At 33.9% G+C, this 13,059-nt stretch carries 9 protein-coding genes; 7 read left to right on the plus strand and 2 right to left on the minus strand.

Annotated elements, in window-relative coordinates; all coding sequences use genetic code 11:
- The first annotated feature begins 30 nt into the window (after positions 1–30).
- The 7 genes from G551_RS0114535 (at position 31) to G551_RS0114565 (ending at position 11,182) form a co-directional block, all read left to right on the plus strand.
- Positions 31–3,714, plus strand: coding sequence for a fibronectin type III domain-containing protein (locus G551_RS0114535; protein ID WP_084626430.1), 3,684 nt, complete (start codon positions 31–33; stop codon positions 3,712–3,714).
- A gap of 125 nt (positions 3,715–3,839) precedes the next feature.
- Positions 3,840–6,203, plus strand: coding sequence for a T9SS type A sorting domain-containing protein (locus G551_RS0114540; RefSeq protein WP_084626431.1), 2,364 nt, complete (start codon positions 3,840–3,842; stop codon positions 6,201–6,203).
- A gap of 71 nt (positions 6,204–6,274) precedes the next feature.
- Positions 6,275–7,276, plus strand: coding sequence for a glycosyltransferase (locus G551_RS0114545; protein ID WP_027886240.1), 1,002 nt, complete (start codon positions 6,275–6,277; stop codon positions 7,274–7,276).
- Positions 7,276–8,232: a CdaR family protein gene (locus tag G551_RS0114550; RefSeq protein WP_051191426.1), complete on the plus strand. Its 957-nt coding sequence runs from the start codon at positions 7,276–7,278 to the stop codon at positions 8,230–8,232. Before G551_RS0114545 ends, G551_RS0114550 begins: the two co-directional genes overlap by 1 nt.
- Entirely contained in the window at positions 8,232–8,822 is a 591-nt protein-coding gene (coaE, locus tag G551_RS0114555; protein ID WP_308426757.1) for a dephospho-CoA kinase, read from the plus strand. The genes G551_RS0114550 and coaE overlap by 1 nt, the downstream gene beginning before the upstream one ends.
- A 68-nt stretch (positions 8,823–8,890) precedes the next feature.
- On the plus strand, positions 8,891–10,453 hold the full coding sequence (locus G551_RS0114560) for a sensor histidine kinase (protein WP_027886243.1): 1,563 nt from the start codon (positions 8,891–8,893) through the stop codon (positions 10,451–10,453).
- A gap of 3 nt (positions 10,454–10,456) precedes the next feature.
- Entirely contained in the window at positions 10,457–11,182 is a 726-nt protein-coding gene (locus tag G551_RS0114565) for a response regulator transcription factor (protein ID WP_027886244.1), read from the plus strand.
- 51 nt (positions 11,183–11,233) lie between these two features.
- On the opposite strand, the gene miaA is transcribed toward G551_RS0114565, so the two are convergent.
- A complete protein-coding gene (gene miaA / locus G551_RS0114570; protein ID WP_027886245.1) occupies positions 11,234–12,148 on the minus strand; it encodes a tRNA (adenosine(37)-N6)-dimethylallyltransferase MiaA in 915 nt (304 codons plus the stop codon).
- A complete protein-coding gene (locus tag G551_RS0114575) occupies positions 12,138–12,986 on the minus strand; it encodes an ion transporter (RefSeq protein WP_027886246.1) in 849 nt (282 codons plus the stop codon). The genes miaA and G551_RS0114575 overlap by 11 nt, the downstream gene beginning before the upstream one ends.
- Between the last annotated feature and the right edge of the window lie 73 nt (positions 12,987–13,059).

A 13,059-nucleotide genomic window follows, 5' to 3' on the forward strand; every position in this document is an offset into this window, starting at 1 on the left:
TTCGCTGAGAACTTAAAAAATTATTCCTTCATGAAGAAAATTACTATGAGTTTTTACATTCTTATTTTATGCTTAGTTAGCATGAATGTAGACGCTCAAATTTTAAATGAAAATGCCAATTGGCCAAATGAAAATTGGATTATTACTGGATCTTATTCAAACGATTCAGACTCCTTTGAAGCTAACCCAACATTGGATGCTAATTTCGCATTCGACGATAATGATGCTGGTAGTGGTAGTGATGATGAAATTGCTGCAGAGTCTCCAGTAATCAACTTAACTGATGCTTATGAAGGCGGTGAAACATTTATAAATTTTTCAGCAGATTATTTTTATCGTATAGTAGCTGCTATAGAAAACGATCAAGGTGATTTGTTAATTCTAGACTATTGGGACGAAGATAATCAAAACTGGGAGAGTTGGTCTGAACCAATTATAGGTACAGAAGGATCTGGTGGTCCTAATACAAATAATTACTGTTCTGCAGAGAAAACAGCTATTGATATTGCACCATTAAATGTTGCTAACTTTACTGCAAATCAGTTAGAAAACTTTAAGTATAGAATTAGATACGATGATAATGGACAGGCTCCGAATACTACAGGTTGGGAGTACGGATTTTGTTTTGATTCTCCTACTATTTATTCTGAAACACCACCAACTTGTCTTGTACCGACAGATATCGAAATAATTGAAATCACTTCAAACTCTGTAGAATTAACTTGGATGCCTGGATCGACCGAGAGTGCTTGGGAAGTTATATATGGAGAACCTGATTTTGATGTTGAAACCGAAGGTACATCTATAGAAGTAGATGAAGCGCAAGCAGAAATAACTAATTTAGGTGCAGATGAAGAATATGATTTTTATGTGAGAGCAATTTGCAGCGATAGTGACAATAGTGCCTGGTCGAATGCGATAACTTTTTCAACTCTCATTGAATCTGTTATTGTTTCACAAGAATCACCGGTAGAAAATGAAACATATTGTTATGGTGATAATGATTTCAAAGAATGGTTATTTGAATCTGAAAATGGTGAAGTATTAAACATTAATTTTAATTCTGGATCTGTAGAAGAGTACTTATATTTTGGATATTTTTTTAGTACAAATGACGATATTGTAATTTATGATGGTCAAGATGACAGCGGAGAAGTACTTTTTGATTCAGATGAAGATGAAGGCGATTTACAAGGATTATCATTTAATGCCTATTCAGGATTCATTTATATAACTTTAGAATCTAATGACTCTATTAGTTGTGATTCAGGAGATGAAGAAACTTTAGATTTTGATGTAACTGTTGTGCCTTGTTCTCAACCACAAGAATTTATGGCAGAGAATATTACTACTTCTACAGCAGATCTTACTTGGGTTGCTACAGGTGACGAAACTGAATGGGAAGTTTTATATGGTCTTGCAGGTTTCGACACTGACACAGAAGGAACTTCTGTAACTGTAGATAATGGTATTCCAAGTTTAAACTTAGATAGTCTTGAAACAGCAGCACTTTATGATGTTTATGTAAGAGCGATTTGTAGTGATGATGATGCTAGTTTGTGGAGTTTTGCAACTTTTAGTACTCGTCCTGAAAATGATGATTGTGACAATGCAATTGAGCTTCAACTTAATGAAGGTTTAGAATGTACAGTTGTTAATTCAGCTACAAATGTTGGAGCAACAGCTTCATCTCAGGAAGATGATATTACTGGAACTCCAAACAACGATGTATGGTTTAGTTTTACAGCAACAGCACCATCTCACATTATATCATTAGACAATATTGTGATACAAGCAGGAGCTTCTACAGATATGGGAATGGCAGTATACGACGCAACAGAAGGTTGTGATATGTTGACATTAGTTGATGATTCTGATCCTAATACCTTGACTCTAGAAGATATGACTATTGGTAACACTTATTTATTAAGAGTTTATGGTTATTCTGCTAACAATTCTGCGCAAACTTCATTTGATGTTTGTATACAAACAATCCAGTGTCCAGTCCCTATGGAACTTAGTATTGGAGGTTTTACTACATCTTCCGCAGATGTTACTTGGGTAGCTGGAGGTAGTGAAACAGAATGGGAAATACTTTATGGAGAAGAAGGTTTTGATACAGAAACTGATGGAATATTAGTAAGTGATTCTGATGGAATTATAGGAGAGACAATTTCAGAACTCTCTGATAATACTACTTATGAAGTGTATTTGAGAGCAGTTTGTGGAGATGATAGTGAAAGCGAATTAGTAGGGCCTGTAAGTTTTACTACTTTACCTGAACCAGTAATTGTAACATCTGAAAATCCAGTTATGAATGAAACTTATTGTTATACTGACAATGAATTCAATCAGTGGCTCTTTGAAGCTGAAAACGGAGAAACACTTCAAATTAGTTTTAATGCTGGTACATTGGAAGAATTTTATGATTGGTGGACAGGAAACACATTTACATATGACGACTTAATAATTTATGATGGACAGGATGATACAGGTGAAGTACTTTTCAATTCAGATGAAGATGGTTATGAACTAGAAGGTTTATCATTTGATGCTTTATCAGGTTATATATTTATGACTTTAGATTCAGATGTAAGTGGTTCTTGCGATACAGCAAGTGAAGTACCATTTGATTTTGATGTTTATATCTTATCATGTTTAGAACCTACAGAAGTAATTGTAGAAAATATCACTTCAAATACTGCAGAGCTTACTTGGGTATCTAATGGAGAAGAGTCAGAATGGGAAATTTTATACGGTGAAATTGGTTTTGATCCTGAAACTGAAGGAATTTCTGTTATTGATAACGATGGAGAATTAGACTATTTATTAGAAAATTTAAACTCTAATGCAGAATATGAAGTTTATGTAAGAGCTATATGTGCGGAAGATGATTTAAGTCAATGGTCAGACTCTGCTACGTTTACTACTGATTGTGATATTTATATCCCATATTATTTAGAAAGTTTTGATGAGTTTCTTCCAGCTTGTTGGGAAGAAGCAGGTAGCGGGTTGCCAAGCGAAGGGCCGTCAGAATTTGGTACGGGTAGTTGGTTTGATGATGAATTTTTAAATACAGGCACTAACATGGCTGCAACTATAAATTTATATACAACCGGAAGGGAAGAATGGTTAATATCTCCTTCTTTTGACTTGAGTGGAAATACTTATGAATTAACCTATCAAGTAGCAACAAGTGTGTATACAAATTCTGATCCTTCAAATATGGGATCTGATGATGAAGTTCAGTTATTAATTTCAGAAGATAATGGTGTAACTTGGCAAAATTTAATGACTTATAATACGGATAATGCTCCTGGAGCAGAGGCAACATCTCAAACAATAGATCTTAGTTCTTATTCAGGAACGGTTAAGTTTGCTTTTTGGGCAACAGATGGAGAGGTTAATGATGACGAAGATTATGATTTCTTTATCGATGATTTTGAAATTACTGAAACTCTTTCTGTATCTAACAGTAACTTTATAGGATTCAACTATTATCCTAATCCTGTTAAAACTAACTTACACTTAGAAGCAACTAAATCTTCTATTGAAACTGTAACTGTTTACGATTTATTAGGGAAAAAGGTATTTACTCAAAAATACAATACATTAAGCGCAGATTTAAATTTATCTAATTTAGAGTCTGGAAGTTATGTAGTGGTTGTAAATATTAATAATCAGTCTAAAACAATCCGTTTCATTAAAGAATAATAATAATAACATATTAATTAAGAAATGCCTCAAAAATAATTTTGAGGCATTTTTTTTCGATTAAATTAAATTTTGTTCGATGAAAAGACTATTTTTAAAATTCGAATATAATGTGTGTGTAATTTATGAGAAAAACTACCCTGCTAATTCTTTTTATATATTTTCATCTTTCAGGCTTTGCACAAATAAGTTTGAGTGAAAGTTTTGATAATACATCAGATAATAATCTTCCGGTTGGCTGGTCAACTAACAACTCTTATTTTAGTACAGGTAGTAATTCCTGCTCTGGTAGAAGTGTAAGAGATAATCTGCATGAAAATAGTACAGAAGGAGTACTTACAACTCCGTTAATAGGTAGTTTATCGAGCGGAACATCTCTATCTTTTCAATTTCAGTATAAAATTGTAGATTATTTTACTTTTGGTACTCCGGTAGCTACATCACCCGGTTGGGGATCTCTAACAGTAGAATATACAATTAATGGCGGAGATAGTTGGAACGAAGTTTTAATAATCAACGATACTAATCATACACCGAGTAATTCTTGCCAAACAATTAATGCGGTTATTCCTGGAGAAAATGTTCCTTCAGGTTCAGATTTTCAACTTCGATTTAGAGGAAACTGGCAACAAGGAGATTATTTTATTTACATAGATAATATCATTTTAAATCAAATTGTATTTTCTGTTCCTAACTGTGATGCTAGTTTAACTTCTCCTCAAAACGGAGAAGCAGACGCTCCTTTGGACGGTGAAATTTCTTGGAGTGTTGCTACAGGCGGCACGGTAGCTTATCGTTTTTCAATGGGCACAAGTCCGGGAGCTACAGATGTAGTTAATCAGGCTGTTGTTTCTGGTGGTGTAACATCATACGACGCAGGCCAATTAGAAGAGGGGACTACATACTATGTTAGAATAATACCTTTTAATAGTTTAGGGAATGCTTCCGGTTGTACAGAATATAGTTTCACTACAGGATTTTTACCCTGTTCTGATGCTTCAGAATTAGTAGTTTCAGAAATTTCTCAGACATCAGCGCAATTAATTTGGGAAGAAAACGGAAGTTCCACAGAATGGAAAATTATTTACGGACCTACTAATTTCGATATAGAAAGTGAAGGCTTCACTTATATAGATAATGATGGAGTTTCAAATGAAACTTTAAATGTATTTTCTCCTGAAACAACTTACGATGTTTTTGTACAGTCTTACTGTGAGAACACCGATACTTATAGTGAAGTTATAGGTCCGGTAACTTTTACAACTTTGGCAGAAATACCAGAAAATGATGCCTGTTCATCAGCAGAATTTATAGATTCTATGCCTTTTTCAACTGAAATGAATGCTAATGGGGCTACTAATAATAATGGGTTTATTACTGTTTGTGGTGGTTTAGGAATGAATGATGGAGTTTGGTATAGTTTTGTTGGAGATGGTTATCCAATTACGATAACTGTTGAAGAAACTACCGATTGGAATTCTGAAATAGGTTTGTACTCAGGTTCTTGTAATAACTTATCTTGTGTAGAAAGCGTTGATACAGAAGAAAGCATTCAGCAAATTGTTTTTAATTCTCAGGAAGGAGAAAATTACTTCATTAATATAGGTGTAAATAGCGGAACAAATAATGCTCTTGAGGGCGCTTTCGAATTAGAAATTTCTACTCTAGGTCCGCCACCTTGTGCAGAGCCATCGGCCATAATTATTCAGAATATTGAATCTAATTCGGCTTCACTTTCTTGGTCAGAAAATGGTGAAGCTAATCAATGGGAAGTTTATTATGGGTTGATTGGTTTCGATCCAGAAACCGAAGGTGAGATGATTGTTGTTGAAAATGATCCACAAGTCACTTTACCAAATTTAGTATCGAGTTCAACCTACGGTGTTTATATAAAATCTATTTGTGAACAAAATGAAAGTGAATTAATAGGTCCTGTAAACTTTATAACACAAACGCAAATTTGCGCAGATCCTACCAATGTTTCTATAGCTGATATTACTGAAAGCTCTGCAGAAATTAATTGGGTTGAAAACGGAGAAGCTACAGAGTGGATTATTGTCTATGGAACACTGGGCTTTAATCCGGAAACAGATGGGACCGAGGTAGTTGATAATGATGGTGTTTTGGGTGAAACGTTAACAGGTTTAGAAGCGGGTACTTATGAGGTTTATGTGTATTCAATATGTTCTGAAAGTGTAAGTGATATTTCAGAGTCCGAGGTGTTTAGTACAGCTAATTTATCAACCCAAAATCACCTTTTCAATAACTTTCAATATTACCCTAATCCGGTAAATTCAACATTAAATTTAGAGGCGAATAGTCGTATTGATCGTGTTGAAATTTATAACATTACCGGTAAAAAGATTTATAGCAATACTATCGGGAGCTTAACGCATCAGTTGGATGTATCGTTTACTTCCGCAGGAATTTATTTAATGAAGGTTTATATAGAAGACCAAGAAAAGACTTTTAAATTGATCAAAAACTAAAATTTTATATATTTTTACAATCCAACCCGAAGCATTGGCTTCGGGTTTTTTTCTTTGTGTATTTTAGCAAAATGAATGTAAAGTATTCCTTTATTGTTCCAGTGTATAATCGACCAAATGAGATCAAAGAACTATTGGAAAGTTTTTTGGTGATGCAGGTCAGTTCTACTTATGAAATCGTGATAGTAGAAGACGGGTCGACCATTTCTTCAGAAGAAGTGATTTCAGAATATGCTTCAAAACTCAATATTCTATATTTAAAAAAGCAAAATACCGGTCCGGGAGATTCTCGAAATTACGGAATGCAAAGCGCAAACGGATCTTTTTTTCTAATTTTAGATAGCGATGTGGTGATGCCTCCTCATTATTTAGTGGCTGTAGATGCATACTTAGATCAAAATCAAGTAGATTGTTTTGGCGGTCCAGATGCTGCTGAAGAGAATTTTTCGGCTATACAAAAGGCTATTAATTTTACGATGACGTCTTTTCTGACGACCGGCGGAATTCGAGGTAAAGAGAAATCTGTAAAATCGTACGAACCCAGAAGTTTTAATATGGGTATTTCAAAAAAAGCTTTTCAGAAAACTAAGGGCTTTGGTAAAATTCATCCCGGCGAAGATCCAGATCTTTCAATAAGAATTAAAAAAGCAGGTTACCAAATCGGTTTTATAAAAGAGGCCTATGTATATCACAAACGTCGTATAGATTGGCAAAAATTTTATGTGCAGGTAAATAAATTTGGTAAGGTACGGCCAATTTTAAACGCTTGGCATCCTGAAACTTCAAGTGTAGTTTTTTGGCTTCCTAGTCTATTTAGTTTAGGTTTAGTTGTAAGTTTAGCCTTGGTGTTTTTTCAAATTTATGTAGGCGTAACGGTTTATGCTTTTTACCTATTACTTATTTTTATAGGATCAAGTATTGAAAATAAAAGTCTGTTGATCGGCATTTTGAGCCTACGCGCAACATTAACACAGTTTTTAGGCTATGGTTTTGGCTTTCTTAAATCTACCTACTATATTAGAATACGATCTAAAGATCCTAAAAAAGTATTTCCAGAATTATTTTTTAATTAATGAAAAACCTTATACACAAGCTTAGAAATACGGTCTTTAAAAAAACCAATTTTAAAGCCTTTTTCTTTTTCCTGTTTTTTTCAGTGATCATTTGGGTCTTAGTGCAGTTCAGTAAAAACTACAAGCAAGCTATTGCTATCAAAGTAGATTATATTGAAGTGCCAAAAGATAAGATCGTTAAGAAAAGAGAAGACGAGTTTTCGATTAGGCTGAATGATAACGGTTTTAATATTGCATGGTTTAGCTTTATAAAGCCTAAAATTGAAATTAGTCTTGAAGAGTTAAGCATTAACGGCAACGAATTAATTTACTTGTTAGAAGACCATAAAACACAGCTTCAAGAACAATTAGATATAGATATAAATGAAGTTGTTTTTCTAGAAGATACTTTAACGATACCTTATGTGCAGAAAAAGGTAAGAAAAATACCTATAAAATCTAATGTTGAAGTAAGCTATGCGCCGGGCTATTCTAGCAATGAGTTACTTATTTTAGAGCCAGATTCTGTGAAAGTGAGCGGAGCTTCAGCTGTGGTCGATTCGTTAGATTTTGTGGAAACTGAAAAACTAAGTTTAGAAAATGTTCAAAATGATTTAAAAGGAAAAGTCGCTATCGATACAACCAATCAAAATGAAGTCACTTTTTATCGAACCACAGTCAATTATTCACAGCACGTTGAAAAGTTCACCGAAGGTAGAGTAGAAGTGCCTATTGAGATTATTAATGCGCCAAAATCGTTGAATCTAAGCATCTTTCCTAAGCGAATTGTAGTGATTTATGTGGTAAGTTTAGAAAATTATAAATCGATAGCTAGAGATAATTTTAGAGTGATTTGCGATTATAAAGACCTAAAAGAAGGTCAGAATTTCTTTATTCCGAAATTAGTTGAAAAACCTAAAAATGTCACTTCAACAAGATTAAATATCAATAAAGTTCAATTTGTAATTAAAAAATAATGATTGTTGGCTTAACCGGCGGTATTGGCAGTGGTAAAACTACCGTAGCAAAATTATTTCAAGCACAAGGAGTGGCTATTTTTGTATCCGATACGGAAGCAAAAAAACTTATGAAAACTTCTGCAGAAATCCATCAAGAGTTAATTGCGCTTTTTGGGGATGAGGTTATTGCAGAAAACGGTTTGCCAGACAGAAAATTTATTGCCGGGAAAGTATTTAACGATAAAGATTTATTAGAGCAACTCAACCAAATTATTCACCCTAGAGTTGCCAGTTATTTTCAAGAATGGAAAACTCAACAAAACACGCCTTATATTATTTATGAAGCGGCTATTATTTTTGAAAAAAATCTTCAGCATCGATTCGACTACACGATTATTGTTACCGCTCCTGAAGAAGAAAAAATAAAACGAGTAATGAAGCGTGACAATTCGAGCGAAGAAGAAGTAAAAGCCCGAATTAAAAATCAATGGCCTGATAGTGATAAAATTAAGTTAGCCGATTTTCAAATTGAAAATAATGATTTAGAACTCACAAAAACAAAAGTTTCAGCACTTCATAAACATCTCTTAAGCCTTGTAAATGCTTGATCTACGCTTATGTTAACATTTGGTTAAACCGTTTAATCTGTAAATGTTAAAGCTTTACATTTGGCGGTATGAATAAAAAATTGTTTTTAATTCTCATACTACTCATGAGCCTTTCCCTAATAGGGATTATCTTTGTTCAGGGCTACTGGATTAAAAATACGGTCGAGACTAATGAAGAGCAATTTTCGTTCAACGCCAAGCAAATTCTCATCAACGTTTCAGAGCAGTTAGAGCAACAAGAACTCGATAAATATTACGTTCAGTATGCAGTTCAGGCAGATTCTACCAAGCCGTCTAGTGCGAGACTGAGTGAAATGTTCCAGATCAAGCAAAGTGAACTTACGAATGAAACCTTTTACTTTTCGAATAGTCTATTACAAGAAGATTATAAATTTTCTTCTAATTTTTTAAGTGAAGGTAAAGACTCGGTAGATTTTAAAAAAATCATTACAAGTAAAGTTACTCGCATTGTAAGAAACGATCAATTAGACGGAAATGCAAAATTAACTGCAGAAGAGCGTTTTGAGCGTATTTCTAGATTAGAAGAAAATGAAAAACTTTGGTTGTTTAATGCGATTAAAGAAAAAGCAGCAGAGTTACCTGTTTATAAACGTATAGACAGCGTTATTGTAAAAGATCTAATTGAAGCGCAATTAATGGCGCGAGATATAGATTCTGATTACGAATATGCGATCTATAGCGGAGGTTTAGCAACAAAAATAAGAAGTGAAGACTTTAAAAAAGATTCACCGGGAACTTACGGGATTCCTATTTTTGAGTCAGAAAATACCAATTACGAGTTTTACATCAATTTTAAGGATAAGAAAAAAGAAGTATTAAGCTCGATAGCCTTAATGGCGTTATTGAGTATTGTTTTCACCTTAATTATTATCGTTGCTTATTCGAGTGCTTTGTCACAGTTAATTAAACAACGACAGATCTCGCAGATCAAGACCGACTTTATTAATAATATGACGCACGAATTTAAAACGCCGATTGCTACAATTAATTTAGCATTAGATTCGGTTAAAAATCCAAAAATAGCCGGTGATCCAGAAAAGGTGAGACGCTATATGGGGATGATTCGTGAAGAAAATAGACGTATGCACGCACAAGTAGAAAATGTGCTTAGAATGTCGAAGCTCGAGAAAAATGAGCTTAATATTAAAAAAGACCGTGTAGATCTTCACGAGTTAACAGGAGAAGCAATTAGTCATATCGAATTAATTGTAGACGACCGTCAGGGTTATGTGCAAACTCATTTTGGAGCATTACAATCTTCGGTTTTAGCCAGTGAATCTCACTTTACAAACGTGATTGTAAACATTTTAGATAATGCCGTAAAATACTCTACCGGTAAACCTAAGATCGATGTTTATACAGAAAATGTAAAAAACTACATTATTCTTAAAATTCGAGATCAAGGTAAAGGGATGAGTAAATCGGTACAGAAAAAAGTATTCGAGAAATTTTATCGAGAACACACCGGCGATATTCACGATGTGAAAGGTCACGGTTTAGGGCTCGCATATGTAAAACAAATTGTTACCGATCATCACGGGCAAGTGATGGTTGAAAGTGAAAAAGGAAAAGGAAGTACCTTTATAATTAAATTACCACTAATATCTTAATATATGGAAACTGAAAACAAGAAAATTTTATTAGTAGAAGACGATCCAAACTTCGGTATCGTACTTAAAGACTATTTAGCGATGAACGACTACGAGGTTACTCACGCTAAAAACGGAATGGAAGGCTTTGAAAAGTTTAAAAAAGATGATTACGATCTTTGTATTTTAGACGTAATGATGCCTTACAAAGATGGCTTTACCTTAGCTAAAGAAATTAGAGAGAAAAACGAAGATGTGCCAATTATTTTCTTAACCGCAAAAGCGATGAAAGAAGATGTATTAAAAGGATATAAAGTTGGGGCAGACGATTACTTAAATAAACCTTTTGATAGTGAAGTTCTGTTAATGAAGATCAAAGCTATTATGCAACGTAAAGCTACCGATAGCGTTGCAGATAGTAAGCAATTTGAATTTCAAATTGGTGGTTTTCATTTAAATTCTAAGTTAAGATTCTTAACTTATAATGAAGAAGAACCAATCAAACTTTCTCCAAAAGAAAATGAATTGTTACGTTTATTAGCACTTCATGAGAACGATTTAATGCCACGTGAATTAGCATTAACCAAGATATGGAGAGACGATAACTACTTTACGTCAAGAAGTATGGATGTGTATATCGCAAAGCTTCGTAAGTACTTAAAGAAAGACGAAAACGTAGAGATCTTAAACATTCACGGTGAAGGTTTTAGACTTGTAATTAAAAATAAAGAAGAAGAAACAAAAGCTTAATTATTGGTAATTAAAAGTTTCAGTTTCAAAAATATTCCCGAGGTAAAACACTTATCTCGGGGACATTTTGAAATCGATGAAATTTATAATTTCTTGTGGTTTTACATCATAATTAAACCACTCAATTTCTTCATCTTTTCTAAACCAGGTTAACTGTCGCTTGGCAAAACGTCTGGTATTCTTTTTAATTTCAGCAATCGCAAAATCAAGCGTCCAATTTCCATTAAAAAATTGGAAGATTTCTTTATACCCAACGGTATTTAGTGCATTCAAATCTCGTTTTTCGTAAACACGTTTTACTTCATCTAACAAACCTTGTTCGATCATCAGATCGACACGTTTTTCAATTCGCTCATAAATTAACTCACGCGGAGCGGTTAAGCCAATTTTTATAGTATTGAAGTTTCTTTCTGCAGAAGAATTATTTAAAAAACTAGAATAAGGTTTGCCACTACCAATACAAATTTCTAAAGCACGAATTACTCGATGCGGATTTTCTAAATCTACCTTTTCAGCATAAACAGGATCTAATTCTTTTAATTGTTGCTGAAGTTTCTCTATTCCATCTTCTTCTAATTGAAGATTTAATTGTTCTCTAACGGAAGCTTCAACTTTTGGGAAATGATCCAATCCTTCTAAAACTGCTTTTACATACAAACCGCTGCCACCAACCATCAACACTTGATTATGTTGTTTGAATAATTCATTCAACTTCTCAATTGCTTCAGTTTCAAAATCACCTACAGAATATTCCTCTTCCACAGAAATATGCTGAATAAAATGATGTTTAGCCGCCGCTAATTCTTCTTTTGAAGGAACTGCCGTACCAATTTCCATTTCTTTAAAAAACTGACGGGAATCTGCAGAAATGATTTCTGTTTGGTAATGTTTGGCCAAGGCAATTCCGGTCGAGGTTTTGCCTATAGCCGTAGGGCCGACAATAGAAATAAGCGTTTTATTTTTCACGATTTAAAGGATATCCGCAATTATGGCAATACTCGGCGCCATCTAAATGCTTTGATTCGTGACAATGATAACAAGATTGTGTATTGTTAGAAGAACTTTTTTCGTTGTTTTTTTCTCCTTTAGAATACTCGGCACTTACAATTCCTGTTGGTACTGCAATTACACCATAACCTAAGATCATAATTACCGAAGCTAAAAATTGACCTAGCGGAGTAATGGGGTGAATGTCTCCAAATCCAACTGTAGTAAGCGTTACGATACACCAATATAAACTTACGGGAATGTTGGTAAAACCGCTTTCTGCACCTTCGATCATATACATCGCAGTCCCGAAAATGAGGCAAAGAATAAGCACTGCAAATAGAAAAACTGAAATTTTTGCGCGACTATCTTTTAATGCTTGCATTAAACGATCGCCTTCGCCAATGTATCTACTTACTTTTAAAATTCTGAAAACACGAAGCAAACGTAAAGCTCTTACCGTAATTAATGCGCTACCGCTGCCCGGTAATAAAAAAGAAACATATAACGGAATGGTCGAGAAAAAATCGATTAAACCGTAAAAACTAAAAATATAGCGTGTTGGTTTTTGTATGCAAATTACGCGAGCAATATATTCTAAGCTAAAAAGAATGGTAATGATCCACTCGGCCACATACATATATTCGTAAATCCAAGGATCGAGACCTTTTACACTCTCGAGCATAACAAAAATGATACTCAAAAAGATGATGATGAGTAAAACTACATCAAAAGCTTTACCGGACGGCGTGTCTGCTTCATAAATTACTTCGTGTAATTTTTCTCGCCAAGAGCTATTTTTAGAGGTAGTTTTCAAATAAATTTTAGTTTTATGTTTTTAGTCAAGCTGAAGTGTTTTGGGCAGCTTCAACAAGACAATTTCGAAAATA

The organism is Mesonia mobilis DSM 19841 (genome assembly GCF_000423405.1).
Lineage (GTDB): Bacteria > Bacteroidota > Bacteroidia > Flavobacteriales > Flavobacteriaceae > Mesonia > Mesonia mobilis.